This is a genomic window from Rhizobium sp. BT04 (genome assembly GCF_030053135.1).
In the GTDB taxonomy this organism is placed as follows: Bacteria; Pseudomonadota; Alphaproteobacteria; order Rhizobiales; family Rhizobiaceae; genus Rhizobium; species Rhizobium binxianense.
Map to the genome: position 1 here is coordinate 351102 of NZ_CP125653.1, position 26635 is coordinate 377736.

The 26635-nt window shown below is 63.3% G+C and carries 19 protein-coding genes; 5 read left to right on the forward strand and 14 right to left on the reverse strand.

From position 1 onward, the window contains the following. Positions 1 to 43 precede the first annotated feature (43 nt). Genes QMO82_RS32850 through QMO82_RS32860 form a run of 3 tightly spaced genes read right to left on the reverse strand, consistent with a single transcriptional unit; the run spans position 44 to position 2068 of the window. Entirely contained in the window at positions 44 to 754 is a 711-nt protein-coding gene (locus QMO82_RS32850) for a Bax inhibitor-1/YccA family protein (protein ID WP_183608838.1), read from the reverse strand. A gap of 20 nt (positions 755 to 774) precedes the next feature. Further along, positions 775 to 1542 (reverse strand): anti-sigma factor, encoded by a 768-nt coding sequence (locus QMO82_RS32855; protein ID WP_183608839.1) that lies wholly within the window; start codon positions 1540 to 1542, stop codon positions 775 to 777. After that, the gene (locus tag QMO82_RS32860; protein WP_183608840.1) at positions 1529 to 2068 is read right to left on the reverse strand and encodes a sigma-70 family RNA polymerase sigma factor; all 540 of its coding nucleotides are present in this window, start codon (positions 2066 to 2068) and stop codon (positions 1529 to 1531) included. The genes QMO82_RS32855 and QMO82_RS32860 overlap by 14 nt, the downstream gene beginning before the upstream one ends. 185 nt (positions 2069 to 2253) lie before the next feature. Here QMO82_RS32860 and QMO82_RS32865 point away from each other — a divergent pair, with 185 nt between their 5' ends. After that, on the forward strand, positions 2254 to 2562 hold the full coding sequence (locus QMO82_RS32865) for a hypothetical protein (protein ID WP_183608841.1): 309 nt from the start codon (positions 2254 to 2256) through the stop codon (positions 2560 to 2562). Positions 2563 to 2588: 26 nt separating this feature from the next. On the opposite strand, the gene cueR is transcribed toward QMO82_RS32865, so the two are convergent. The 5 genes from cueR to QMO82_RS32890 form a co-directional block, all read right to left on the reverse strand. Then, positions 2589 to 2978, reverse strand: coding sequence for a Cu(I)-responsive transcriptional regulator (cueR, locus tag QMO82_RS32870; protein WP_183608842.1), 390 nt, complete (start codon positions 2976 to 2978; stop codon positions 2589 to 2591). A gap of 9 nt (positions 2979 to 2987) precedes the next feature. Beyond that, the gene (locus QMO82_RS32875; protein WP_183608843.1) at positions 2988 to 5513 is read right to left on the reverse strand and encodes a heavy metal translocating P-type ATPase; all 2526 of its coding nucleotides are present in this window, start codon (positions 5511 to 5513) and stop codon (positions 2988 to 2990) included. 209 nt (positions 5514 to 5722) lie between these two features. Beyond that, positions 5723 to 8332, reverse strand: coding sequence for a malto-oligosyltrehalose synthase (gene treY / locus QMO82_RS32880; protein ID WP_183608844.1), 2610 nt, complete (start codon positions 8330 to 8332; stop codon positions 5723 to 5725). Between the two features lie 59 nt (positions 8333 to 8391). Beyond that, positions 8392 to 10473: a penicillin-binding protein 1C gene (gene pbpC / locus QMO82_RS32885; RefSeq protein ID WP_183608845.1), complete on the reverse strand. Its 2082-nt coding sequence runs from the start codon at positions 10471 to 10473 to the stop codon at positions 8392 to 8394. Continuing rightward, entirely contained in the window at positions 10473 to 15941 is a 5469-nt protein-coding gene (locus tag QMO82_RS32890) for an alpha-2-macroglobulin family protein (protein ID WP_183608846.1), read from the reverse strand. Before QMO82_RS32890 ends, pbpC begins: the two co-directional genes overlap by 1 nt. 199 nt (positions 15942 to 16140) lie before the next feature. On the opposite strand from QMO82_RS32890, the gene msrA reads away from it, so the two are divergent. Then, positions 16141 to 16845, forward strand: a complete 705-nt coding sequence (gene msrA / locus QMO82_RS32895; protein ID WP_183608847.1) for a peptide-methionine (S)-S-oxide reductase MsrA — start codon at positions 16141 to 16143, stop codon at positions 16843 to 16845. Positions 16846 to 16865: 20 nt separating this feature from the next. Here msrA and QMO82_RS32900 read toward each other — a convergent pair whose 3' ends face one another. Further along, a complete protein-coding gene (locus tag QMO82_RS32900; RefSeq protein WP_183608848.1) occupies positions 16866 to 17405 on the reverse strand; it encodes a murein L,D-transpeptidase family protein in 540 nt (179 codons plus the stop codon). Positions 17406 to 17688: 283 nt separating this feature from the next. On the opposite strand from QMO82_RS32900, the gene QMO82_RS32905 reads away from it, so the two are divergent. Then, positions 17689 to 18129, forward strand: coding sequence for a response regulator (locus QMO82_RS32905; RefSeq protein ID WP_183608849.1), 441 nt, complete (start codon positions 17689 to 17691; stop codon positions 18127 to 18129). 14 nt (positions 18130 to 18143) lie between these two features. Here QMO82_RS32905 and QMO82_RS32910 read toward each other — a convergent pair whose 3' ends face one another. Continuing rightward, entirely contained in the window at positions 18144 to 18881 is a 738-nt protein-coding gene (locus tag QMO82_RS32910; RefSeq protein ID WP_183608850.1) for a TetR/AcrR family transcriptional regulator, read from the reverse strand. A 173-nt stretch (positions 18882 to 19054) separates the two neighbouring features. On the opposite strand from QMO82_RS32910, the gene QMO82_RS32915 reads away from it, so the two are divergent. Both QMO82_RS32915 and QMO82_RS32920 read left to right on the forward strand, forming a co-directional pair. After that, on the forward strand, positions 19055 to 20254 hold the full coding sequence (locus QMO82_RS32915) for a multidrug effflux MFS transporter (protein WP_183608851.1): 1200 nt from the start codon (positions 19055 to 19057) through the stop codon (positions 20252 to 20254). A 142-nt stretch (positions 20255 to 20396) separates the two neighbouring features. After that, positions 20397 to 21689, forward strand: coding sequence for an MFS transporter (locus QMO82_RS32920; RefSeq protein ID WP_183608852.1), 1293 nt, complete (start codon positions 20397 to 20399; stop codon positions 21687 to 21689). A 6-nt stretch (positions 21690 to 21695) separates the two neighbouring features. Here QMO82_RS32920 and QMO82_RS32925 read toward each other — a convergent pair whose 3' ends face one another. The 4 genes from QMO82_RS32925 to QMO82_RS32940 form a co-directional block, all read right to left on the reverse strand. Then, a complete protein-coding gene (locus tag QMO82_RS32925) occupies positions 21696 to 22733 on the reverse strand; it encodes a LacI family DNA-binding transcriptional regulator (RefSeq protein ID WP_183608853.1) in 1038 nt (345 codons plus the stop codon). 120 nt (positions 22734 to 22853) lie between these two features. Continuing rightward, positions 22854 to 23894 carry a LacI family DNA-binding transcriptional regulator gene (locus tag QMO82_RS32930; RefSeq protein WP_183608854.1) on the reverse strand — a complete coding sequence of 347 codons (1041 nt, stop codon included), beginning with the start codon at positions 23892 to 23894 and terminating at the stop codon, positions 22854 to 22856. A 399-nt stretch (positions 23895 to 24293) separates the two neighbouring features. Continuing rightward, positions 24294 to 24611 carry a hypothetical protein gene (locus tag QMO82_RS32935; RefSeq protein ID WP_183608855.1) on the reverse strand — a complete coding sequence of 106 codons (318 nt, stop codon included), beginning with the start codon at positions 24609 to 24611 and terminating at the stop codon, positions 24294 to 24296. Positions 24612 to 24715: 104 nt separating this feature from the next. Then, positions 24716 to 26614, reverse strand: coding sequence for an ABC transporter ATP-binding protein (locus tag QMO82_RS32940; RefSeq protein WP_183608856.1), 1899 nt, complete (start codon positions 26612 to 26614; stop codon positions 24716 to 24718). Positions 26615 to 26635 lie beyond the last annotated feature (21 nt).

Sequence of the window (26635 nt, forward strand, 5' to 3'; positions counted from 1 at the left end):
GGCCAGGCGCTCTTGCGCTTCCATTGCCCCCAGAAGCGCAGTCCTATTCCCGCTCGCCGGTGAAGTTGAGCAGAAGCTGGAAGATGTTGACGAAGTTCAGGTAGAGCGAGAGCGCGCCGAAGACGGCGAGCTTCTGGTTCGATTCCTGATCGTAGTTTTCCGAATACTGTTCCTTGATGTTCTGTGTGTCGTAGGCGGTGAGGCCGACGAAGACGACGATGCCGATCACCGAGATCGCGAACTGCAGGGCGGAGGAGCCCAGGAAGATGTTGACGATGCCGGCGATGATGATGCCGAACAGGCCCATCATCAGGAACGAGCCCATGCGCGAGAGGTCACGCTTCGTCGCATAGCCGTAAAGGCTGGTGGCGCCGAACATCGTGGCGGTGATGAAGAAGGTCCGTGCGATGCTCATCCCAGTGAAGACCAGGAAGACGGAGGCAAGCGACAGGCCCATTACGGCGCAGAAGGCCCAGAAGGTGATCTGGGCGGTGCTGGCCGACATCGTCTGGATGCGGAACGAGAAGAAGAAGACGAAGGCGAGCGGGGCGAGCATCACCACCCACTTCAGCGGCGAGCCGAAGATCGGGACGTAGAGTGCCGGCGTCGAGCCGACGACGAAGGCGACGAGGCCTGTGATGACGAGGCCGAGAGCCATATAGTTGTAGACGCGCAGCATATGCTGGCGGAGACCCTCGTCGAAGAGGGCCTGGGAGCCGGCGACGGCGCCATAGCGGGGATTGATCGGGTTCATGCTGATCTCCTCGGTTTGAATTAATAGAGCGAGCGGGCGAGCCGTTCGGCCGCCTGGTCGAGGTTGAGACCGCTATCGTCGGCGATCAGCGCATAAGCGACCTCGCCGATCTGCCAATAGGCGGCTTCTGCTTTCTCAAGCGTGAGATGGCTGACCGGCTTGACCTCGAAGGCGCCCGGGCGGACGGCAAAAAGCGACAGTCGCTTTCCATCGGCCTGTTCGATCGCCATCTCGACGCTGGGGCCGAATTCGGACGGGAAGATCTGCACATCGGCCACCTTCCAATCCCTGGGCAGTTCGGGCATGACGATCGCAGTGGCGGCGCGAATGTCGTCAGCACTATAGGTGGCCGGCGTCTGCGGAGGCATCGATTGGCGCAGGGCCGCGGTCTGATAGGCACGGACGGCATCTTCGACATAGGCCGGCGCCGGCACGGAGGCCGACACCTCGGTGGCCGAGAAGGCGCCGAAGGAATTGTGCGCCACCCAGCCGGCGGCGACCAGAATGGCGACGGCGGCGATGCGCTGCATCGAATGGAAAATGCGGCCATAGGAAAGGCCACGTTCCAGTCGGCGGGCGGCATCGCGGGTCTCGGGACGGCCGAAGGCACTTTCGCCGGCAAGCGCCAGACGCAGTTCGCCTTTGACACTGAGGTCGGCCATCACCTTGGCGGCAATCGCCGGATGCTCGGAAAGATAGGATTCCACCTGGATGCGGCGGGCGACATCGAGCTCGCCGTCGACATAGGCGTCGAGATCGGCATCGAGGATCGGATCAATTGCTTTCATTGCCGTTCCCTCCGATCAATCTCAGATGCGAAGCGCGCGGCGTCTTCTCCTCGAATTCGCGCAACTGCGCGCGGGCCCGCGAGATGCGCGACATCAGCGTGCCCACGGGAATGCCGAGCGCCTGGGCGGCTTCCTGGTAGGAGAGGTCTTCGATGGCCACGAGATGCAGCGCCTCGCGCTGTTCCTCCGGCAGATCGAAGAAGGCGTCGCGCACCTGCTGCAGGCGCACCGCATGTTCCTGGCCGGCCGGCAGCGACTGCTCGGCTTCGACAGCCGCCTCGTCGTGGCGGCGCGTCAGCGAGCGATTCCGGCGAAGACGGTCGATATGGGCATTGTGCAGGATGGAGAGCAGCCATGTGCGCAGGTTGGCGCCGCTGCGGAAGCTCTTTTTCTTCTCGAAGGCACGCACCAGCGCATCGTGCACCAGATCCTCCGCCTCGTCCGAATTGCGCACCAGCGAGCGAGCGTAGCGCCGCAGCGCTGCAAGCTGTCCGATGACGTCGAAGGGGCGGTCTTTGCGTTCCATGATTGAGTATACGCAAGTGCGGCGGATTTTATTCCCGGCGGAGTGAAAAATTCATACGGGCCGAAGACCGTCGCTGGATAATCATCAAATATCCTTGTCCAGCAGAGGGGCGCCTCAAATCCGCGATTGTTTATGACAATTACATGACAGATCATGACGCCGCTGATTTGCAGGGGAAATAAAGAATGAAGGAAAAGAAGCGGGTCTACGAAGCTCTCGTAGACGGCGCCATGGAAGGGCTGACGGATCAGGCGCTCTACGATTTCGTCAAGGCGCGTTGCCCGAAGGCCACCAGCAAGAAGATCGTCCGCGCCTCGCTTCTCGCCCTGATGGATCCTCATCTCAGAGACCGCAATATTCTCGACGTGATCTATGCGCTGGCGATCAAGCATCGGCTGGATGACGGCGTGCTGGATGATGGCGAAGACGAAGAGCCGGACGAGCGGGCTGAACCCTCGCTGGCGGCCAACCAGAATATGCCGCAGCTTTCCTGAAGCTGCGCTCTGCTCTCCCGACAGGATCAGCCGCCGTCCGAAAGCTCTTCGAGGATCGGACAGTCCGGCCTGTCGTTGCCGTGGCAGGCATGCACGAGGTGCTCCAGCGTGTGGCGCAGTTCCGACAGTTCGCGGATCTTGCGGTCGATCTCGGTAAGCTTGGTCTGGGCGATATCCCTGACGTCGGCGCTCGCCCGGTCCTTGTCCTCATAGAGCGCCAGCAATTGCCGGCATTCCTCGACGGAAAAGCCGAGGCCGCGCGAGCGCTGCAGGAAGCGCAGCTTGTGCACGTCGGTTGCGGCATAGTCGCGGTAGCCGTTTTCGCCCCTTTCGGGGCGGATAAGGCCGATATCCTCGTAATAGCGGATGGTCTTCGACGGCAGGCCGGACCGTTCCGATGCTTGCCCGATATTCATCGCCGTCTCCTACAGTTTTGCAAAACGCAGTCTCAGCGCATTTGATATCACCGAGACGGAGGAAAGGCTCATCGCCGCCGCCGCGATCATCGGTGACAGCAGCAGCCCGAAGATCGGATAGAGCACGCCGGCGGCGACCGGCACGCCGAGGGCATTATAGCCGAAGGCGAAGCCGAGATTCTGGCGGATGTTGCGCATCGTCGCCTCCGCCAGCCGCCGCGCCCTGACGATGCCGGTGAGATCGCCCTTCACCAAGGTGATGCCGGCGCTTTCCATCGCAACGTCGGCGCCGGTGCCCATGGCGATGCCGACGTCGGCCGCGGCAAGTGCCGGCGCGTCGTTGACGCCGTCGCCGGCCATGGCGATGATGGCGCCTTTGGCCCGCAGCTCATCGATCAGCGCCTTCTTGCCTTCCGGCAGCACATCGGCGCGGACCTCGTCGATGCCGAGGCTTTTTGCCACCGCCCGCGCGGTGCGTTCATTGTCACCGGTCGCCATGATGATCTTGAGCCCGCTGTCGTGCAGCGCCTTGATGGCCGCTGTTGTCGTCGGTTTGATCCGGTCGGCAACGGCGACGAGACCGGCAAGCGCGCCGTCGATCACCACGAACATCACCGTCTTGCCGTCGTCGCGCAGGGCCTCTGTCGTCTCGGAAAGTGCTGTGGAGTCGATGCCGAGATCGGCGAGCATCGCCGCATTGCCGAGCGCTATCGTCGTGCCGTGGGCGAGGCCCTGGACGCCCTTGCCGGTCTTTGCCTCGAAGCCGGTGACCTCCACGAAGGGAACACCGCGCTCCTCGGCGCCGGAAACGATCGCTTCGGCCAGTGGGTGTTCGGAGCCGCGCTCCAGGCTTGCCGCCAGCGACAGCAGCCGAGTATCATCGACGCCGCCGAAGGCGACGATATCGGTAAGCTTCGGCTTGCCTTCGGTGAGCGTGCCGGTCTTGTCGACGATCAGCGTGTCGACCTTGGAAAAGCGCTCAAGCGCCTCGGCGTCCTTGATCAGCACGCCTTCGCCAGCGCCGCGACCCGTGGCGATCATGATCGACATAGGCGTTGCAAGGCCGAGCGCACAGGGGCAGGCGATGATCAGAACGGCGACGGCGGCAAGCAGCCCATTGGCCATGCGCGGCTCCGGACCGATCGCGGCCCAGACGACGAAGGCGAGGATGGCGGCGGCGACCACCGCCGGCACGAAGACGGCCGATACTCTATCGACCGCACCCTGGATCGGCGCCCGCGAGCGTTGCGCTTTGGCGACCATGTCGACGATGCGCGACAGCACCATGTCTGCGCCGACCTTCTCGGCGGCCATGACGAAGGTGCCGTTCTTGTTGATCGTGCCGCCGGTCAGGGCATCGCCCTGCGACTTCTCCACGGGCAGGGGCTCGCCTGATATCATCGATTCGTCGACGGTCGACTGGCCTTCGAGGACGGAGCCGTCCACCGGCACCCGCTCGCCGGGACGCACGCGCAGCCGGTCGCCGGTCTTGATATCGTCCACCGGCATGTCGGACTCGCTGCCATCGGCTTGAATGCGACGCGCCGTCTTCGGCGCAAGGTCGAGCAAGGCGCGGATTGCCGAACCGGTGCGTTCGCGGGCTTTCAATTCCAGCACCTGGCCGACGAAGACGAGCGCGACGATAACGGCGGCGGCCTCGAAATAGACAGGCACGGCTGCGGCATGGCCATGGAAGCTCATCGGGAAGATGCCGGGCGCAAGCGTGGCGACGACACTGTAGAGATAGGCGGTGCCGACGCCGAGACCGATCAGCGTCCACATATTCGGGCTGCGGTTGACAAGCGACGCCCATGCGCGGCGGAAGAAGGGGAGGGCGGCCCAGAGCACCACCGGCGTTGCCAGCAGCAGTTCGATATAGGTCGCCTGCGGCTCGCCGATCGCTTCGCGGAGCGTCAGGCCGAACATCGGCCCCATGCTGAGGGCCAGCAACGGCAGGGCAAGGATGGCGCTGACCCAAAGCCGCCTGACGAAATCGATGAGTTCGGGGTTCGGGCCTTCGTCAGCGGGCGGAATGCCCATCGGCTCCAGCGCCATGCCGCATTTCGGGCAGTCGCCGGGACGATCGCTGACGACTTCAGGATGCATCGGGCAGGTATAGAGCGTGCCTTTCGGCGCCGGTTTTGGAGGTGGGCGCTGGCCATCGCGATAGGCTGCGGGGTCGGCTTCGAATTTCGCTTGGCACGCCGCGGAGCAGAAATAGAATTTCTCGCCCTCGACTTTCAGGAAATATCTCGCCGTCGATCGATCGACGCTCATGCCGCAGACGGGGTCCTTCGCCGTCAGATAATCCTCAGGTGCAGCGGCGAATTTCGTCCGGCAACCCTCGGAGCAGAAATGATAGGTGCGGCCGCCATGGTCGAGCGAGGGCTTGCCGGCCTGCGGATCGACGGTCATGCCACATATGGGATCACGGATCATGGCGACGGCAGACTTCTCCTGATCATCGCCGCAATGGCACTGATCGTCGCCATGGGCGTGGCTGTGATGGTGATCGTGTTCGTGCTTGATATCCATAACTCTCTCCGCGCCGGGAGCGGCACCTGGACAGGTTTATGAACCTTCCAGCAACTGGAAGGTCAAGCGCTATTTTCGTGAATGTCCAGGCGTTGGCGCCGGATGCCTCAGAGCATTTCCGTTTTTCTCCGAATCACGGAAATGCTCTGTCTCTTTGTTTTCACGCAATTCCGGACGGAAAACCGCTTCGCACTTTTCCTGGAATTGCTCTAGAGCGGGCTGATCAGCCCAACCGGCTGGCTGCCGAGCAGGGCGGCGACCGAGATGCTGCCGCCGGGTTCGATCGTCTTTCCGGTCACCAGGTCCGCTTTCAGCCCGTGAAGAGGGGAGGGGACGGCGATTGCCGTATCCTCCCAGAATTCCGGGCCGGCAAAGAGCACGCCCGGGTCGAGCCAGCCGAACATCAGCCGCGGCGCCGCGATGATGGCGAAATCACCCTTGTGCACCCGGGCAAAGGCCAGCACATGGTCGCGCCGATTGCCCGTCACCTTCAGCGGCAGATAGTCGCCTCTGGCAAAGAGATCCGCGTACCGCTGGCGCAGTTGCAGGCCGATCGCCACGATGCGCTGCTTCAAGGCCGCCGCCTGCAGCTTGGCGATCGGTCCGGCTTCATCAAGCCATGCTGTCAGCCGTTCATGGTCGATCGGCCGGCGGTTGTCGGGATCGACGAGGCTGAAATCGAAACCCTCCGTGCCCTGGTAGATATCGGGAATGCCGGGAGCCGTCAGCTTGAGCATCGTCTGCGACAGGCTGTTGAGGTAACCCGCCGCGATGAAGGGCTGCAGCACGCTTTCGAAATCTTCGAGGAAGGCGCTATTCTCGGCTGACACCAGTGCCGCGGCATAGCGCGTCACTGCTTCTTCAAAGGCGGTATCCTGTTCTGTCCAATTGCTGCGCAGTTTGGCCTCGCGCACCGCCTTGACCGCATAGCCGGTGAAGCGTTCAGCAAGCGCATCCGTCTGCCCACGGTCGAAATCTTCCGGCCAGATGCCGGCGAGCGCCTGATAGAGCATCCATTCGACATTCGGCTCCGGCGCAACGCCATCCGGCAACTCCTGCAGCCACGGCCGGTTCATCTCGCGCCAACGATCCACCGCCTGGGCAAAGACATCCGCCCCCTCGCTCAGCGCGTAAAGCCTGGCGCGCGCATCCTCGCCGCGTTTGGTGTCGTGGGTGGTGCTCGCCGAAAGCCCATGCGGCTGCAGCCGCGCCCGCTCGGCCATGCGACGGTGGAACTCCTCCGTGCCGCCGGGCGCCTTGCCCGGTTCGCCGCCCACTTCGTTTGCGGCAAGCAGCCTGTTATAGCGGTAAAACAGCGTATCCTCGGTCGCCTTCGCCATCACTGGCCCGCTCAATTGCTGGAAGCGGATCCGGAACGCGCGGGCCGCATCACCTTCGATCTTGCCTTCGAGAAGCCTCAGCACATGGTCGCATGCACTGCGATTATCGAGCTTTGGCATGACTTGCGATGCTGTCCCGGCAAGGACCGCTGCATCCTGCCAGGAAAGCGGGCCGCCGTCGCCATAGGTGCGGTAGACGGGAAAGGCGATCAGCAGTTCGCAGAGCGCGGTGGCGATCTCGTCTCTCTTTAGCTCGGGAAAGATGCCTGCCACGATCGACACCAGCCTGTTTGTCTCGCCGGCGAAATTGCGTTCGACCATCAGGCTTTTGGCAAGCCGCCGGCCCTCCTCGAGATCGCCCGTCCCTCCGGCGAGGCTGCGATAGGCGCCGTCCAAGATGCGCAGACCGCTGCTGTCGATGAACAGTTCGCTGAGCGCGGCGATGAATTCATATCCCGTGGTGCCGGCGACCGGCCAGCTCTCCGGCAGGACCTCACCGGGTCCGAGGATCTTTTCGACGACGATATAGGTGTCCGGCCCGACCGCCTCTCGCAACCTGTCGAGATAGGCCTTGGGTTCGGCGAGCCCGTCGACATGGTCGATGCGCAGGCCCTGGACCTTGCCATGACGCACCAACTCGACCGTCAGCCGATGCAAGTCCTCGAACACCGCGGGATCTTCCACGCGGGTGCCGACCAGTCCGGTCACCTCGAAAAAACGGCGATAGTTCAGATGCCGCGACGCTTCCTTCCAGTGGGTCAGCCGCCAGTACTGCCCCTCATGCAGGTTTTTGAGGAAATCGCAATCGGACGAGACGTCCTCGAGTTTTTGCCGGAGGAGCGCCCGATCGCCGCCTTCAAAAAGAATGTCGCGCATCGCCCGGGCGAAGTCCTCGCCGGAGGTGACGGCTGCTGCCTCCGCCATTCTCGTTGCAACCGGGTCGTCGAGCCGGTTGGCGAGCACGCCGTAACTGCTGGGGTTTAATGGCAACAGCGTGTCGAAATGACCAAATGCGAAATTGCCGTGCGTTTCGTCGAGCGTGATGCTGAGCTCGCCGGCGGCGAGCGCCGCCTCGAAATCCTGGCCGAGTTGCGGCAGGGTCAGCGGTTCGCTCCAGTCGATGTCGAAGTGGTTGGCATAGGCGCTTTGCCGGCCGAATATCAGCACGTCGCGCCACCAGCCGTTTTCCGGCGAGGCGGCCATGTGGTTCGGGACGATGTCGAGGATCAGCCCCATGCCTGCCGAGGCGAGGCTTTCCGTCAGCCGCTCGAATCCGGCCCGGCCGCCGAGCGCCGGATCGATCTCATTGGCGTCTGTCACGTCATAGCCATGAGTGGAGCCGCTAACGGCGGTGAAGATCGGCGAGGCGTAGAGGTGGCTGATACCGAGCGCCTTGAGGTAGGGGACGAGGCCGCAGGCGTGATCGAAGGTCATGCCATTGCGGAATTGGATCCGGTAGGTCGCTGTCGGAAGTGTCATGAGGCCGTCTGACGTTGGAAAGAGACTATTCCGAACGGTTGCAGCCGGGTTTTGTTCCCTCAGTCGATGAAGACGCCCACACTTGCGGCGCGGCCGGCCGAGTCGATAACGGTCAGTTTCGAATAGCCGCCGCCATCGGGCAGCCATTGCTGGGTGCGCCGGCGGGAGAGGTCGGGCAGCGGCTTGCCGTTGGCAAGCCAGCGGAAGGGGGCGCGGCCGCCTTGCAGCTTCAGCATTAGCGGTGACAGGTCGCCTGCTCCGGCACCGAGATCGATATGGGCGCCCTCGGGCGGATAGACGATCTGAGGCGCCGGCTCGCGGCCGGAGGCGACGAGCAGGCCGCTGGCGTTGAGGGCGAAACGCCGCTGGCTGATCGGCAGTTCGGATTGGGCGATGCGCACGGCGCCGGCGGGCGGGCGGGGCAGCGGCGTCGTCGATATGCCGGACTTGGCGAAACCTTCGAACAGGATGGGGGCGGCGGTGCCGTAGCCGGTCAAACCCGGCACGGCGCTATTGTCGGGCCGTCCGACCCAGACGCCGAGCACATAACGACCGTCATAGCCGACCGACCAGGCGTCGCGATAGCCGTAGCTCGTGCCGGTCTTGTAGGCGATGCCGCGCTGCGGCGCGCCGGCAGGCGGAATGACGCCGGACAGAATATCGGCGATGTTCCAGACCGCGACCGGCTCCAGCAGCGGTTCGCCGTCCAGCTTGCCCGGTGTGCCGGTGATGCCGTCGCCGAGCCTTGACGGCTGGCCGCGATTGGCGAGCGCCGTATAGAGCTGCACCAGATCCTTCAGCGTCATGCCAATGCCGCCGAGACCGATCGCCAGTCCCGGCGTCTCGTTCGGCGGCAGCACCGGGCGCACCTCGGCGCGGCGAAAGCGGACCATCAGCCGCGACGGCCCGACGGCATCGAGCAGCTTGACGGCCGGCACGTTCAGCGAAAGCTGCAGCGCCTCGCGCACGGTGACGTCGCCCTGATAGCTCATATCGAAATTGCGCGGCCGGTAGCCGAAAAAATCGGCCGGCCGGTCCTCGATGATCGTCTCCTGGGAGACGAGGCCCTGCTCGAAGGCGAGCCCGTAGATGAAGGGCTTCAGCGTCGAGCCCGGCGAGCGGTTGACGCGCGTCATGTCGATCCAGCCGGAGCGGCTGGCGTCGAAATAATCGGCCGAGCCGACCTCGCCGACGATCGCGCCGGTCTGCGCATCCGCCATCACCATGGCGAGCGAAAGCTTCGGCCCGAGCTTCATCGCCGCTGCCCGCGCGACCGATTCCAGCCCCTGCTGCACCTGTTTCTTCAAAGTCGTCTGGTGCTTGAGGACATCAGGCTCCTTGCGCCGTGCGGCTTCCGCGACATGGGCGGCCAGCGCCGGCAATTGCATGCGCCGCGGCGGGACCGCCACACCTTCGGCCCGCTCCGCTTCGCCGTCGCCGACGGCTTCGGTCACCGCCACGCGGTCAAGCACGCGCTGGCGTGCTGCCTCGGCTGCCTTGAGATTGCGGTCCGGCCGGCGCCGTTCCGGCAGTTGCGGCAGGGCGACGAGCAGGGCCGCTTCGGCGACCGTCAGGCGCCGCGGCTCCTTGCCGAAATAAGCAAGGCTTGCGGCGCGCACGCCTTCCAGATTACCGCCATAGGGCGCATGGGTGAGGTAGAGATTGAGGATCTGTTCTTTCGACAGCCGCCGCTCGATCTGCACGGCGCGCACCAATTGCAGGAGCTTTGCCGAAAGCGAGCGTCCTTCGCGCGGTTCGATCAGCCGCGCCACCTGCATCGACAGCGTCGAGGCGCCGGAAACGATGCGGCCATTGCTGACCAATTGCGTGGCGGCCCGCCCGAGCGCCCAGACGTCGACGCCGTCGTGATCATAAAAACGCTGGTCCTCATAGGCGATCAGCATGCGCAGGAATTGCGGGTCGACGTCGGCGACCGCCGTCTTCAGCCGCCAGCGGCCTTCCGAGGTCGCGAAGGCGCGCAGCAATTGCCCATCGGCATCCAGCACCTCGGCGGAGACGGCATTCGCCTCGTCGAGTGGCGGCGGATAGGCCTTGTCGGCAGCACCGAGCGCGAAAAGGGCCGCGCCGGCAAGAACGATGCCGGCCGCGGATCCGATCGCAAACTTGTGCCACCGCTTCATTATTGCGCTGCCACGACCTCCATCTTGCCTGTCGCCGTGCGGGCCGAAAGCTCGGGACGATACATGTCCTCGACGCTGGCGGCCGGATGGTCATAGGTGCCGGGGGTGACGGCGCGCACGACATAGGCGACGTTGAATTCGCGTTCATCGCCCTGAGCGCGGTTGAAGGCGGCGACGAAGCGGTCGAAGCGGAATTCGGTATGGGCAGCCGAGATCTCGCCGATCCAATCGAAATTCGTCATCTGGGCGCTGTCGACGAGATTCGGATTGTCGATCTCGAAACCGGCCGGCAGCAGGTCGGTGATGACGATGCGCGACGGCCAGTCGTTGGTTTCGCGCACATGGATGACGACCACGTAGCGCTCGTTCTGTTTCGCTTCGCTGACATTCGCCTCCTCGCCGTCGAGCGTGTAATAGCTGCGCTCGATGAGGAAGCCGTCGCCGCCGGCCGGCAACGGCGCGGTGGGGGCGGCCACGGTGGTGACAACGGCCGACACCGCCTCACCCGTCTGGTTGGTCAGCGTCAGCGGATGGTCGGCGAGCGCCTCGCCGGTCATGCGGGCCATATAGGCGCCGGTGTGTGCGGCACCGTTGACATCGACCTTCAAGCTGTCGTCACCGCCCTGGATGGCGCGCGCGGCAAGCAGCATCCAGGTTTCTTCCTGGGTGCTCTTGTATTTGCTGCGGCCCCATTCCTTGGCGACGGCCTTGGCGAGGTCAGGGATGACGGGCGGCACCGGCCGGCTTTCGGCGGCAAGCGCCAGGATCGCCGCGCCATCGCGCAGGATCGTGCCGTAATCGGTGCGCGACAGGTTCACGCGCGAGACCATCGATTGCTGCGACATCTGCAGGGCGTCGAGGAAGATGTTCTTCGAACGCTGGCCATCGCCGTAGAGCGCCAATGCGGCGGCGATATGCGCCTTGGCGAGCGGCGTCGGGAAGTCGTTGATCATCGTATCGGCATAGTAGCGCAGATCGCTGATCGCCGCCTTCTTGTTGCGGGCAAGCACGTAGATCGCATAGGCGATCTGGTCGCCCTGGCCCTTGATGTCGGTGGTGTAGGACAGCGTGTTCTGCAGGTTTTCCAGTGCCTGGACGAAAGCCCTTTCCGGCACGTCGTATTTCATTTCGCGGGCCCGCGTCAGGAAATCGGTGACGTAGGAATCGAGCCAGACGTCGCCCGAATCCGGTCCCCAGAGGCCGAAGCTGCCGGCCGAGGCCTGATAGGAGAGCACGCGGTAGATCGCATCCTGCACGCGGCTGTGCACGTCGTCGTCATTTGCGATGCCGGCCTGCTTCGCCACTTCGGCGAGGTAGAGCAGCGGCAGCGCCCGGCTGGTGGTCTGCTCGGCGCAGCCGAGGGGATAGCGGTCGAGCGTCATCAGCAAGGCCGGAATGTCGAAGGCGGCCGAACGGGTGACGTTGACGCTGATCGAGGCGCCGGGCAGCACGCTGTCGGCGAGCAGGTTCTTGTCGACGGTGAGTTTTGCCCCGGGCTTCAGCGCCAGCACCCGCCGTTCGGTGATCGGCAGGGAGGCCGGGCGCACCGGCACGTCGACCGTCTGGTCAAGCGAGAGGCCGGAGGCGTCGGAGAGGTTGATCGAGACGCTGCCGGCGCCCGGCTGTTTGCCGATGAGCGACAGCGTCAGCTCGGATTTCGCCCCGGCTTCGAGACGGATCGTCTGCGCGGCGGAGGCTTCTTCGATGCCGACCGCGTCGCTGCCGGTCAGCTGCAGCTTGTAATCGCCGGCCGGCGCATCGGTATTGGCAATGTCGAGGCGCAGATTGGCTTTGTCGCCGGGGGCAAGGAACTTCGGCAGGCTCGCGGTCACGACGACGGGATCGCGGATAATGACGTCCTTGACGGCGTGGCCGACACCCGTCTTCGTCCAGGCGACCGCCATGACACGCGCCGTGCCGTTGAATTGCGGAATGTCGAAGGAGACATGGGCCTTGCCTTCGGCGTCGAGCTTTACCGGGCCGGAGAAGAAGGCGACCAGCTTCTGCGTCGGCGGGCTTGCCTGCAGCGCCACGGCACCGCCGTCGCCGCCGGTCCGGAGCTTGCCGGTCGCACCCAACGAGCCGTCGATCAGCCGGCCGTAGAGGTCGCGGATTTCAAGGCCGAGCTGGCGCTGGCCGAAATACCAGTCCTCCGGGTTCGGCGGTTCGTAGCGCGTGAGGTTGAGGATACCGACATCGACGGCGGCAACCGTGACATAGGCATCTTCATTGGCACCGGCGCCGGCCACCTGCAGGCCGATATCGAGCGGCCCGCGCGGCAGCATCTTTTCCGGCGTGTCGAGCTTGACCTGCAGCGCCCGCTGTTCGGGATCGACCTTCAGCCATTTGATGCCGATCGAGCGCATCGGCATGTGGCTGTCCTGGGCGTCGCCAGGCCGGAAGAGCGTGGCGGTGACATAAGCGCCCGCACCCCAGTCCGCGGTCACGGGGATATCGACCTCGCCGCCGGTCTCGCCGATCGCAGCGTTCTGCACGGCGACCAGCTTTTCGGTGCCGGCCGTCACCATCAGCTCACCGCCGTAGCGCGAGGTGACTTTCAGCTTGGCGGTGTCGCCGATCTTGTAGCTGTCCTTGTCGAGGGCGATTTCCAGCCCGTCCGGTGTTTCGGTCGAGGTCGAGCTCACGAACCAGCCGGCGTCGAATTCGACGCTGGAGGTCGGACCGTCGGCATCCGGGCTTTCCACTTCGAGGCGATAGCGGCCCCATTTCACCGGCACGGCTATCTTGCCGCCGTCCATCGTCGCATCGACGCTGCCGTTGGCAACCTGCTCGGCGGTGTAGACCGGCTCGTATTTCCAGGCCGTTCCCTCGCGATACCATTGGTATTCGCGGTTGAGACTATAGAATTTCCAGCGCAGGCCCTTGGTCTCCTGCTTCTGTCCGCCGGCATTGACACCGATCACCGTGAAGTTGGCGATCGCGTTCTCCGGCAGGTCGTCGGAAAATTCCGGCTTGATGCCGATCGAAGCCCGCTCGGTCTTCACCGGCAGCACCAGCGAGCGCTCGATGGCGCGCCCGCCCGCTTCCTGCATGCTGATATAGACGGTGGCGTTGAGCAGCTGCGTCGTTGCCGGCAGCTCGCCGACGGTGAGGTCGGTCGAGGCTTCGCCGTTCTCGTCCAGTACCGGCAGGCCGTCGATCGGCAGGCGCGAATCCTCGCTCGCCTCCTCGTCGGCAAGCCCGAAGACGAAGCCCTTATAGGCGGCGCTCTCGCGCGTCGGCTTGACGACGACGTTGCCTTCGAGCGTTAGGCCGGCGGCCGGCGCGCCATAGAGATATTTGCCCGAGATGGTGATCAGCGCCGGCGTATCCGAGCCGATTTCCTTGGCTTCGGTCTTGATCTCCATGTCGGTGCGATCGGGCACGAAATCGTCGACGAGGAAACTCTTGCTGGCGATAGCGCTGCCCTTGGGGTCGGTATAGATGTTCATCGTCCAGGTGCCACGCATGGCATTTTCCTGGGTCGGGAAATCGACCGTGTAACCGCCGAGATTGCTGGTCTGGCTGACGATCCGCCGGTCTTCGACGCCGTCGGGGCGGCTGAAGATGAAGGTGAGCGGCAGGTTCTCGATGGCGGTGCCGTCGGTATCGCGGGCGAGCGCCTGCGCATGCACCGTTTCGCCGGCGCGGTAGATGCCGCGTTCGGTGAAGGTCAGGACGTCGATTGCGCCGGGTGCGGCGCGGCCGGTGACGCCGCGGTCGGAGAGATCGAAGCCGGCCCGCGTCATGTCGAGGAAGACGTAGTCCGAGGTGCCGTTTCTGGCGGCGATGACGGCAGGCGTCAGCGCCGCTGTGCCGCGGATCAGGCCGGCGGTGAAGGTGGCGCGGCCGTTTTCGTCGGTCGTCGCGGTGCCGAGCACTTCATTGTTCTTGGCGAGCAGCTGCAGTTCGACGCCTGCGATCGGCTTGGCCGAGGCGAGAGAACGGGTGAAGACGTTGAGCCCGTCGGTGCCGGCATAGGTGGTGACGCCGATATCGGAGACCAGGAACCATTGCGTCGCCTGCGAATCCCACTCCTGCGCCGGACCGTTCGGGCCTGTTGCCGTCAGCACGTAGATGCCGGGCTTGCGCTCGGGCAGCGCCTCGTCAACCGGAAAGCTGGTGACGATGTCCTTGTTGAGCTCGTTGGCGATGTCGATAGAGCCCTGCCAGACGAGTTCGCCGTTCTGATCCTGAATGGTCTGGGCGCTGTAGCCGTCGAGCTGGGTCAAGAATTGCGAATTGGTCAAGAGCGGCGCAATGGCGCGATCGCCGACGCGGTAGAGTTTGAGATTGGCCGAGCTCAGGTTGACCGAGACGAGCGGGATGCCGCGGCGCGCCGTCGACGGCAGCACGAAGCTGTCGCCGGTGAAACGCACCATCTGGCTGCGGTCCTTGATATAGACGTCGATGCTGACGGGTGCTTCGAGCGCCTCGTCGACGGAGGACGGCAGGCCGGTGCGGAAAGCGATCTTGTAGGTCTCGCCATGCGTCAGCCCCTCGACGCAGATCTGCTTGTCCTTGGTTTCCAGCGCCTTGGGGGCCGCGCCGTTCAGCGTCACGAAGGGCGTGTAGTCGGTGGTCTTGATCAGCGCCTCGGAGAAGGTGACGCAGGCGCGCGGCGTGGCGCTGTCGGCGTCGACCGTGTGTTCGGTGATGCGGAAGCCCTGCGTCGATTTCAGCTGCAGGTAGGCCGCCTGCACGTCCTCGGCGGCAACCAGCGCCAGGCTCGCCTTATAGGCGTCGAGGGCAGGACGGTAATTGGCGTTTCGCTCCAGAGCGGTGGCGAGGACGGCGAGCGCTTCGGCGCGCTTGGCCTTGGTGCGGGTCAGCTCATAGCCGTTCAGCGCGTCGACTACGGCCTGGCCGGTGACGCTGCTTTCCGTGCTGCCGAACGAAATGGCGGCACGCGCGGTTTCGAGCCAGAGATCGGCGTCGTCGGGCGTGATCGACAGCGCGCCGTGGAAGGCTATCAGCGCGTCGGTCAGGTTGTTGGCGGTCATGTCGAGGCGGGCATTGGCCGTCAGGCTGTCGACGCCCTGCCCCTGCTGGTCGTCGGCAAGCGCCAGATTGTCCTTGAAGTCATGGGCCTGCTGGATAAGGTCGTTCGTCAGGAAAGTCAGGCGCGGTGCAGCGCCGAGATCCGGCTCCTGCTTGCCGGATGTCTCGACGATCTTGCCGGCGATCGCGCCGGGGAAAGCGTTCATCGTCTTGAAGTCGGACTTCAGGAAACACCATTTCACCTTGGGATTGTAGGTGAAGGCCTTGCAGCTCTTGTCGCCGATGCACGAAGTCTTGCACTGCTCGAGCGAGACGTTCTGCTCGGTGCGAAGATCGAAGCCGAAGAAATCGGCGTCCTTGATCGTCTGGATGTCGCGCTTGGTCTCCGCAGCAGCGGCGGGAAAGCTGACGGCGATCGTGGAAAGAAATGCGACTGTCGCGAAAGCAAAGAACGAGCGCACGGACATAGGTTCCCCCCGGAAATGCAGGCTCTGACAGGCGGGCACTCTCCTCACTCCACGCAAGATTGTCAACTCGACTCGTGCGCTGTTTCAACTTCGCACAGGCGCTTTCGTCCGGCTGTCACATCGGCGTGAGTGATCGTCTTGTGATTTGCGGCTTTCACTGACATGAGCGAGGATTTGGGCGATCGCAGGAGGTCGCGCCATGTCCACGTCATCCCGCCGCAGGAGCCTTGCTGCGCTTCTTGCCGCGACTGTTCTTTCAATCGGTGCGAGTGCTGCGGGCGCCGCCGAAGATGCCGTCGTCATCCCGCCGCCCGCTGTCGACGAGACCGCGGGGGCAGGGACCGAGACCGCCATTTTCGCCGGCGGCTGTTTCTGGGGCGTCCAGGGCGTCTTCCAGCACGTCAAGGGCGTCAAGAGCGCCGTCTCCGGTTATGCCGGCGGTGAAGCCAAAACGGCGCAATACGAAACCGTCAGCACCGGCGCGACCGGTCATGCCGAATCCGTCGCGGTGAAATTCGATCCGAGAGAGGTGAGCTACGGCAGGTTGCTGCAGATCTTCTTCTCGGTGGCGCATAACCCGACGCAGCTGAATTTCCAGGGGCCGGACCGGGGAACGCAATACCGCTCAGTGCTGTTCGTCGCCGATCCCGAGCAGCGCAAGGTGGCCGAGCGCTATATCGACCAGCTCGACAAGGCGCATGTCTTCGCCCAGCCGATCGTTACCAAGGTGTCTGAAACCACCGGCTTCTATCCCGCCGAAGCCTATCATCAGGATTTCCTGACGCTCAATCCGACCTATCCCTACATCGTCTACAACGACCTGCCGAAGATCGAGAACCTGAAGTCGCTGTTTCCCGCCGACTACCGCAGCCAGCCGGTTCTCGTCAGGAAGGCCAAGGGCTAGGAAGCCGACAGAGCAATCGGTCAGGGCAAGATGTCTATGGGGGTGTGGTCGGGAACACGGGCCCAGATATCGCGCATCTCGGTGTTGGTGACGGCAATGCAGCCATCCGTCCAATCCCACAGCCGATGGGCGTTTCCGAACAGGCCCCAGCCATTGGGAAGGCCGTGGATCATGATAGCACCGCCGGGCGGAAAGCCATGGAATTCGGCGTTGCGCTGATCATTTGGGTTCGGATAGGAAATGTGCAGGCTGAGATGGGCCATGGATTTGGGATTTCGCCAATCGATTTCATAACGCCCTTCCGGTGTTTTCTTGTCACCTTCTCGCTGCTTGGGACCTGCGTCGGCTGCCTGCCCAAGCGAAATTCGATAGGTCGAGAGGGGAACATCCCCTTTGAGAAGGACCATGCGGCGTTCGGATTTATAAACGCGAATGAGGTCGGCCTGTTGCGCGAGCGGCGCATCTGGAGGCGGCGAACCTGAGCCGATCTTGGCCATCAATTTGGTGTAGGCGAACAAGCCGATGATCACGGCGGCCAAAACGATAAATTTATTTCTCAATATGGATTCCAATCTTCGAGCGGACGGGAGGGTTATACCGCCTTATCGCACCATCAGCCAGAAGAGTACGCGCTAGAATTGAGCGCGAGCCGGCGCCTCTTTTTTGCTGCACTTCCGTCACTTTAAGAATTTGTCAACGTTAACAATATCTTAAATATAAGAAATCGCGTTCCACCCCGGAACATATGGTCGAGTTGCCCGTTATGGCTGTGAGTTTCGTGTGGGATCGTCTGCCGGAGCGGATCCCTCTTTCGAAGTATGGGCGTAACCAAGGGGACGTATCATGGCCACCAATGTCGTGCGGCGCTGGCAACGAGATGATCTCATGAAACAGAGAGTATTGATCGTCGAAGATGAATTCCTCATTGCGCTCGATCTCGGGGCGACGGTGGAAGCCATGGGCATGCAGGTGGCGGGCCTCGCCAATGATCGCGAAGAGGCGCTGCGGCTGGCGCCGCTTGCCGATATCGCCTTCGTCGACGTCAATCTCGCCGACGGCCCGACCGGTCCGGAGATCGGCCGGCGGCTGGCGGAAGAACATGGTATTGCGGTGGTCTTCATGACCGGCAATCCCGAGGTGGTCGCCGATGGCGTCAAGGGCGCGATCGGCGTGGTCCAGAAGCCGGTCATGCCTTCGCTTGTGGAGCAGCTGGTAAAATATCTTGCCGCGCGCCAAGTCGGCATGTTCGCGGTCGTGCCGGCACAGATGACGGTTTTTACCTGATCGGAAGGGCCTGATCAGCCGGAAACGGCGGAGAATTGCGGCTGATGGCCGGCCTTCTCCGGCTCCGGCCTGCCATAGGCCTTGAGAAATGTACGCACGGCATTGCGCGCCGCCTTCTCCAGTTCCGCATCGCTGGGTGTTTCGCCGAAAAGCGTCATCATCTGCAGGTCGGCATTGCCGAGTGCGACGAACTGGCGGGCGGCGACGTCGAAATCGTCGATGACGAGCGCTCGGCCGTGGGCAAGCCGGGCGAGAAGCGCGGAAAGGGCGGTGGTCAGCTTACCCGGCCCCTGCTGGCGCCAGCTCTCGAAAAGGTGCGGATAGCGCTCGCCCTCGGTCTGCACCAGCTTGCGCAGGAATTTTCCGTCGTGGTTGCAGATGCAGTTCTTGTTGAGGCGCACGGCGAAGGCCGTCAGGTCGTCCTCGAGATTGTCGGCGTTTTCGGGGAAGCTCGACAACACGGAGAAGAGCATGGCGTTGGCGCGGTTCATGACGTCTTCAACGACGGCGACGAACAGCGTCTCTTTTTCGCGGTAGTGATTGTAGATCGTCTGGCGGGAGACACAGGCAACGGCGGCGATCTCGTCGATGCTGGCGCCGGCAAAACCCTGGCGGCAGAAGACGTCGGCTGCGGCATCGAGGATCGACAGGCGCTTGGCGCATTGTCCGCGCTGCCTATGCCCCGCCATTCCCGCCGGTGTCATGCGATCTTTCATGAGAGCGAAGATAAGACGTCTTGACGTTTTAGACAATGGCGTCTAATTTTACATCCGTGTCCAAATTTGTTGACACTCTTGGTTCCGCCGCTGGAGATATGAGCTCCCAACTTCGTCTTCGCGCGAACGATCGTCATTAACCTTCAAGAGCAATGCGGCGGAGCGGACGATCCGGCGCTTCCGTTGCGCTTTTAAGAAAGATCACCCTTATGACGGCTTCCTTCTTTCGCATTGCCCTCATTCTCGGCCTTCTCTCGGCCATCGGGCCTTTCGCCATCGACATGTATCTGCCAGCGCTGCCTTCCATCGGCCAGGACCTGCATGCCGATAACAACGTCACCCAGCTCACCCTTCTCGCCTTCTTCATCTCCTTTGCGCTCGCCCAGCTCGTCTACGGTCCGCTGTCTGACATGTGGGGCCGCAAGCTGCCGCTCTATCTCGGCATCGGCCTCTTCGCTGTCGCCTCGATCGGCTGTGCGCTCGCCACCAATATCGAAACGCTGATCGCCTTCCGTTTCGTCCAAGGCATCGGCGGTGCCGCCGGCATGGTCATTCCGCGCGCCATCGTCCGCGACATGCACACCGGCGTGCAGGCCGCCCGCCTGATGTCGCTGCTGATGCTGGTCTTCTCGATCTCGCCGATCCTGGCACCGCTGACCGGCAGCGCCGTCATCGAATTCTACGGCTGGCGCGGCGTGTTCTGGGCGGTGACGATAGCCGCCTTCATCGGTCTCGTCCTGCTCGCCACCCAGCTCGAGGAAACCCGCTCGGTCAACGAGCGCAGCGGCAGCGGTCTGAAGAGCGCCATGGCGGCCTACCGCCTGCTGCTCACCGACCGCCATTTCCTGACACTGACCTTCATCGGCGGCCTCGGCATTTCAAGCTTCCTCGTCTATCTCGCCAACTCGCCCTTCGTGCTGATCCAGCATTACGGGCTGACGCCGACGCAATATAGTTTCGCCTTCTCGATCAATGCCGTGTCCTTCTTCGCGGTATCGCAGGCGACGGGCTGGCTCGGCGAGCGTTTCGGCCTGGTGCGCGTCATGCGGATTGCCGTCAGCGCTTATGCGCTGGCGATGGTGGTGATGGCGGTGGTGATGGCCTCTGGCTTCAATCAGCTGCCTGTCCTGGCGAGTTTCCTGTTCATCGGCTACGGCTTCCTCGGCCTCGTCATCCCGACGAGCGCGGTGCTTGCCCTTGAGGATCACGGCGAGATCGCCGGCACCGCCTCGTCGCTGATGGGCACGCTGCATTTCGTCATCGCCGCCGTCGCCATGGTCATATCGAGCCTCTTCTTCGACGGCACCGCCGTTCCGATGGCCGCCGGCATTGCGCTTTGCGCCTTCGCAGCCTTCGTGCTGACCCAGGCAACGATCGGCCGCCGCGCCGCTGTTGCTGCCGCCGAATGATCGAAGACCGGCCGCACCCGGCTCTCCGGGTGCGGCCACACGATTCGGCCGCGGCTGCTCGAGAAAATGCAACGCGCAATTGATTATCATCTGACCGCTCTATCTACGCCATGACGAAGCATGGTCATTTCGGAGGATACGCATGGTCGACGAGAAGCGGCTGATCTCGAAAATCACCTGGAAGCTGATGCCTTTTCTCGGCATCCTCTATCTCATCGCCTATATCGACCGGCAGAATGTCAGCTTCGCCAAGCTGCAGATGGTCGATGCGCTGGGAATGAGCGAATATGCCTATGGGCTCGGGGCTTCGCTGTTCTTCATCGGCTATTTTCTTTTCGAGGTGCCGAGCAACCTCTTTCTCGACAGGCTCGGCGCCCGTGTCTGGTTCGCCCGCATTCTGGTCTCCTGGGGCATCGTCACCGTGGCACTCGCCTTCACGCAGAACGCGACGATGTTCTATATCCTGCGTTTCCTGCTCGGTGTCTGCGAAGCCGGCTTCTTTCCCGGCGTGCTCTATCTGCTGACGCTGTGGTTTCCCTCGGTCTATCGCGGCCGGATGGTCGGGCTGTTCATGATCTTCAGCGCGATCGCCAATGCCGTCGGTGCGCCGCTCGGCGGCGTGCTGCTCGATCTCGACGGTCTCTACGGCTTTGCCGGCTGGGAATGGGTCTTTCTGGCGACGGGTGTTCCGGCTGTTATCGCCGGCATCGTCACCTTCTTCTATCTTCCCGGCCGGCCGGAAAATGCTGGCTTTCTGACAGGCGAGGAAAAGGCCTGGCTCGAACGCAGGCTCGCCTCGGAAAATGCCGGCATGGGCGAAAACGCCGGAAACGGCTTCAGGGCACTCATCGACCCACGCGTGCTGCTGATGGCGCTCTGCTATATTGCCTTTCCGCTTTCTGCCTATGGGCTGAGCTATTGGCTGCCGACCATCGTCAAGGCCTTCGGCGTCAGCAACACGGTGAACGGTTTCCTCAACATCATTCCCTGGGTGCTGGTCGCGATCGCGCTCTATGTCGTTCCCGCCATGGCCGACAAGGCGCCATCGAAGACGCCCTATATCGTCATTCCGGCCGTCATCGGCGCCGCCTGCCTGCTGCTCTCGGCGCTGATCCCGAACCACACCCTGCAATTCGCCTTCCTCTGCGTCGCCGCTGCCGGCATCTTCGCGCCGCAGCCGGTGTTCTGGAGCCTGCCCTCGCGTTTCCTGAAGGGGGCAGGGGCGGCGGCTGGTCTTGCCGCCATCAATTCGGTCGGAAATCTCGGCGGCTTCGTCGCCCAGAACGTCGTGCCCTGGATCAAGGATGAGAGCGGCAGCACGATCGCGCCGATGTTTTTCCTCGCAGCCTGCCTTGCTGCCGGCGCCCTGCTGGTCTTCTTCGTCACCCGGCAGCTGTCGAGCCGGGAGCCTCCGGCGGCGCCGAGCCGGGTCTGAGGAGCTTCACGGCATCAGCGTGAAGGCGTCGCTTTCGCCTGGCACGAGCTCCATCGGCCAGATCCGGTTGCGGGCGCCCTGCGGATAGTGCTCGGCATAGGCCGGCATGGTGGCGAGCAGGGTTTCGCCGAGCTGGGCGCCGAGATCGCGCAGCGACATGCGGAAGGAGGTCAGCGACGGCTGCAGGAAATGGGTGCGCGGCTCCTCACGGAAACCGACGACGGCGAGATCGCGGCCGGGCACGATGCCGGCTTCGGCAAGCCGCCGGTAAAGCCCGATCGCCATCAGCTCGTGGATCAGGATGATCGCGGTCGGCCGCTCTTCGATCATCAGCAGTTCGTGGCCGGCCTGATAGCCGCCCTGTTCGCTCGACTTGACGCGGATGACGAGCGCCGGATCGAAGGCAATGCCGTGGCGTTGCAGCGCCTCACGGTAACTGTCGATGAAGATGTAGCCGAGGTTGATGTCGGAGGAGGGGGCCGCTACCGCGATCCGCCGGTGGCCTTTCGCCACCAGCCGGTCGACACCGCGCGCCGCCACGCCTTCGAAATCGAGGTCCATCCAGGTGTAGCTGCCGCCGGACGCGCTGCGGCCGAGCGCCACGAAGGGAATGCGGGCCTTTTCCAGAAGCTCGATGCGCCGGTCGGTGCGCCGGGTCGCCGAGATGATCAGCGCATCGACGAGGCGGCGCGCCACCATGCGCTTCAGATATTCGTGCGGATCTTCGTCGTCGGGGCAGGGCAGCATGACCAGATCGAGCTTATGGCGGGAAAAGACGCTCTGCAGCCCGTCGGTGACGCCGAGGAAGAAGTCGTCGCTGTTTTCGACCGTCTCGCGGCTGACCTCGAGCATCAGCCCGATGACGTTGGTCATGCCCTGGCGGAGGCTGCGGCCCGACTGGTTGGCGACGTAACCGAGCTCTTCGGCGGCGGCGAGCACGCGCCGGCGCGTTTCGTCGTTGACGTCAGGCTTGCCGTTCAGCGCACGGGATACGGTCCCGATCGAAATGTCGAGATGTTTGGCAAGCTGGCGAATTCCCTTCATCTCAAGCGATCTTCCTCCCTGACAGCGCGCGCGTCATTTCAGGCGCAAAGGACGCTGCAACACTTTGATCCACGCGTCTTCTTGCCACAGGATGGCGTCCGCGAAAAGCGGGGGAGGCGGTCAGGGTTCGAAGCTTCGGCGGATGACGAGTTCCGGAATGACGCGCTCATGCGCTGGCGGCGAGCCCGGATTTTCCAGCCGCCGCTCCATCAGTTCGACGGCGCGTTGCGCCATGGTCTGCGGATCCTGCCGGAAGCTGGTCAGCTGATAACTCAGCCAGGCGGATTCCGGCACGTCGTCGAAACCGATGACGGCGACATCCTCGGGGATGCGCAGCCGCGCTTCCAGGCGCACGACATCCATCAGCCCGAAGGCGATCTGGTCGTTGGCGCAGAAGACGGCGTCGGGCTTTATCTTCTCCGAAAACAGCGCGCGCCCGGCGGTGACGCCGCCCTCATAATCGGAATCGCCGCCGCGGGCGACGACGACCGATGCGCCGAGTGTCTCGGCAGTCGCAAGGAAAGCGCCTTCGCGCTCGGCGATAGAGGGCGTTCCGGTGTTGGAGCCGATGACCGCCAGCCGCCGCCGGCCACTTTCGTAAAAGGCCGCCGCCGCCTTGCGCGAGGCTTCGGAATTGCCGGCGCGCACATGGTCGGCATCGGGCTCCGAACGGCCGATGACGACGAGCGGCTGGCCGTTTCGCTGCGCCAGTTCGAGGAAACTTGCCGGCGGCGAGCCGGACAGGATGATGATCGCCTCGGCGCGGTGGCCGATCAGCATCTTCTGGGCGGCAAGCAGTTCGTCTTCCGTCTGGCCGGTGTTGATCAGGATCGGAATGCTGCCGCGTTGGATCAGGCTTTTGGCAAGCGCCGCGGCCAGATGCGCGCGAAAGCCCACTTCCGGCCGCGTCGCGACGATGCCGACGAGGCGGCTCTGATTGGCAAGCACACCGCGCGCGAGATCATTGACGTGATAGCCAAGTTGTTCAGCGGCCCGCAGCACCTTTTCGCGCGTTGCCGGCGCCACGCTTGCACCAGGCGTGAAGCTGCGCGACACGGCAGAACGCGAAACGCCCGCCAATTGCGCGACCTGCTCGGCGCTGACGAAGCGCATGCGTTCTTTCTTCGGCGGCTTGCCGCCGTTCACCGGACCATCATTCATCGGCTTCAGCTATTGGGCGTCTCTGACATCAGGATGACAGGAAGCGTATGGGAGTGCGAATTTTTGCGATGGCGGTGCCGTACGTCGGCATGACCGGGCGGTTCGCGCCCCACGCAAGACCCCTCCCCGCAAGGGGAGGGACTAACGCGCTGCGCCAACTGGGGCAAACGTCAGCCTTTCTGCGGATGTAAGGGTGAGATAAAAAACAGCGGGGCGGCATCCAAGCCTCTGCCCCTTGTGGGGAGGGGTTTTTCTCGAATGAGGAGCTGATCTCTTGGCCGGGATGTGGCTGATGTCGAACAAAAAATACCGAGGCTGCGGGATGCAACCTCGGCCAAGGGCGAAATCAACGGCGATGACGAAAGATCAGATCAACGCCGCTGCAATAGTTCGGAGGGACTACTCGCAGACCCGCACGGTTTCGGCATGATAGCCGCCATCATAGCGGTTGCGGACATCGCGGTCCTCATACCAGCATCTCGGTGCCGGTTCGACATAGCGGGGGCCATCGACATAACGCGGCTCTTCGACGTAGCGAGGGCCGCCGCCATTGGCGATTGCGCCGCCAATGAGCCCGCCGACAACACCTGCGGCAACGCCGCCGGCGATGATTCGGCCGGTGTTATCATGATGATGGTGGTCGCGGGCGGCAGCAGGCTGAATGGCCGATCCAACAAGGGCCGTAGCGATCAGCAGGCTGCAAATTGCTTTTTTCATAACATTCTCCTCAGTAGCACTCGCCCCGGATAAAAGGGAAATACGGCAGCAACACGTTTGTTCGTTCAAACTTTGCAACATTCGTCAATGCATGTCATCTGCTTTCACGTCGCCGATTGCGCCGCCGTCGTCTCTTCCAGCACATCTTCGGGAATATCGTCGAAGGAGGCGTAGTTGAGATTATAGAGCTTGGAATAGAGCTTGCCGTTTTTCATCAACTGCCGGTGGTTGCCGCTCTCGATGATTTCGCCGTTCTGCAGCACGATGATGCGGTCGGCTTCGCGGATCGTCGCCAGCCGGTGGGCGATGACGAGGCCGGTACGGTTTTCGAGCAGCTTCACCAACGCCTTCTGGATCAGCATCTCGGTATAGCTGTCGATATTGGCCGTCGCCTCGTCGAGCACCAGGATTTTCGCATCCGCCACCAATGCGCGGGCAAAGCTCAAGAGCTGGCGCTGGCCGAGCGAAAGATTGCCGCCACGCTCGCCGAGAACGCTGTCGTAGCCATCGGCCAGGCGCATGATGAAATCGTGCGCGCCGACGGCTTTCGCCGCCTCGATCACGTCTTCGCGCGTCGCTTCCAGCTTGTGGTAGCGGATGTTTTCGAAAACGGTGCCGGTGAACAGGAAGGGTTCCTGCAGCACCATGGCGATCTGCGCCCCGAGCGAATCCTGCGTCAGATCGCGCACATTATGGCCGCCGACCAGCACCTGGCCTTGCTGCACATCGTAGAAGCGATGGATCAGCGACATGCAGCTCGATTTGCCGGACCCCGTCGGTCCGACCAGCGCCACCGTCTCGCCGGGATTGACCTTGAAGCTGACATGCTTCAACACCGGATGCTTCGGATTGTAGCCGAAGACGACGTCCTTGAATTCCACCGAGCCGTCCATGTCGCGCGACAAGGCCTTGGCATCGGGCGCGTCCTTGATGTCGACAGGCACGTCGAGCACTTCGGTCAGCCGCTGGCCCGACGCCATGGCGCGCTGCATCACCGAATATTGCAGGGTCAGCGAACGGATCGGGTCGAAGAAGCGCTGGATGTAGAACAGGAAGGCGACGAGCACGCCGACATCGAGCGCCTGATTGAGAACGCGGGCGCCGCCGACGACGATGACGAGCGCCATCGCAACACCGGTCAGGCTATCGACGATCGGCACCATCACCTGCGCATAACGTGCGGCCGTCAGATGCGTCAGGAGATTGGCACGCGCCTTGTCGTCATAGAGCGTGAAGTTGACGCCCTGCCGGTCCATGCTCTGGACGGCGCGCACGCCGTGGATGGCTTCGGCAAGCGCGCCGTTTGCAACCGAATTGGTTTCGTGGGCCGCCATGAAGGATTTGCGGGCGAGCGGCAGCCAGAACAGCCGGACGACGAAGAGCACCGGCAGCACCGAGAGCGTCAGCAGCCCCAGCTTGAAATCGAGGTAGAGCATCACGAAAACGATGCCGAAGAGCAGCACGATGTCGCCGACTGACAGCACCGAGGTTTCGAGGAATTCCTGCATCGAATTGACGTCGCCCTGCAGGCGCGACATCAGCCGCCCCACTTCGGTCTTGTCCATGAACGAGAGCGAGACGCGCTGGAGATGTGAAAACATCGCCCGGCGGATATCGAAGAGCACGTCTTCCGCCACGCCGCCGACCAGCGTCTCCTGCGCGTAACTGGCGGCATAGTTGATCAGGATGGCAATGGCGAAGGCGGCGATCGCCCAGATCAGCGCCGACGGACTGCCGCCCGGCGACATGCCGTGGTCGATGGCATAACGGATGATCAGCGGGATCAGCAATTGCATCATCGTGAAGGTCAGGACGGCGACAACAGCCCAGGCGACCTGGCGGCGATAGGGATGAACGAAGGCCCAGATGCGCTTGATGATATTGCCGTCGAAGGCCTTGCCGAACATCTCCTCCTCGACGCGATGCGAACCGACCACCGCCCGCGGCGGGCGGCGTCCATCCTCGCGAACGTCGGGACGCTCGGTTTCCAGTTCCTCGGCCATGCCATTCCTCCCGCGGCCATC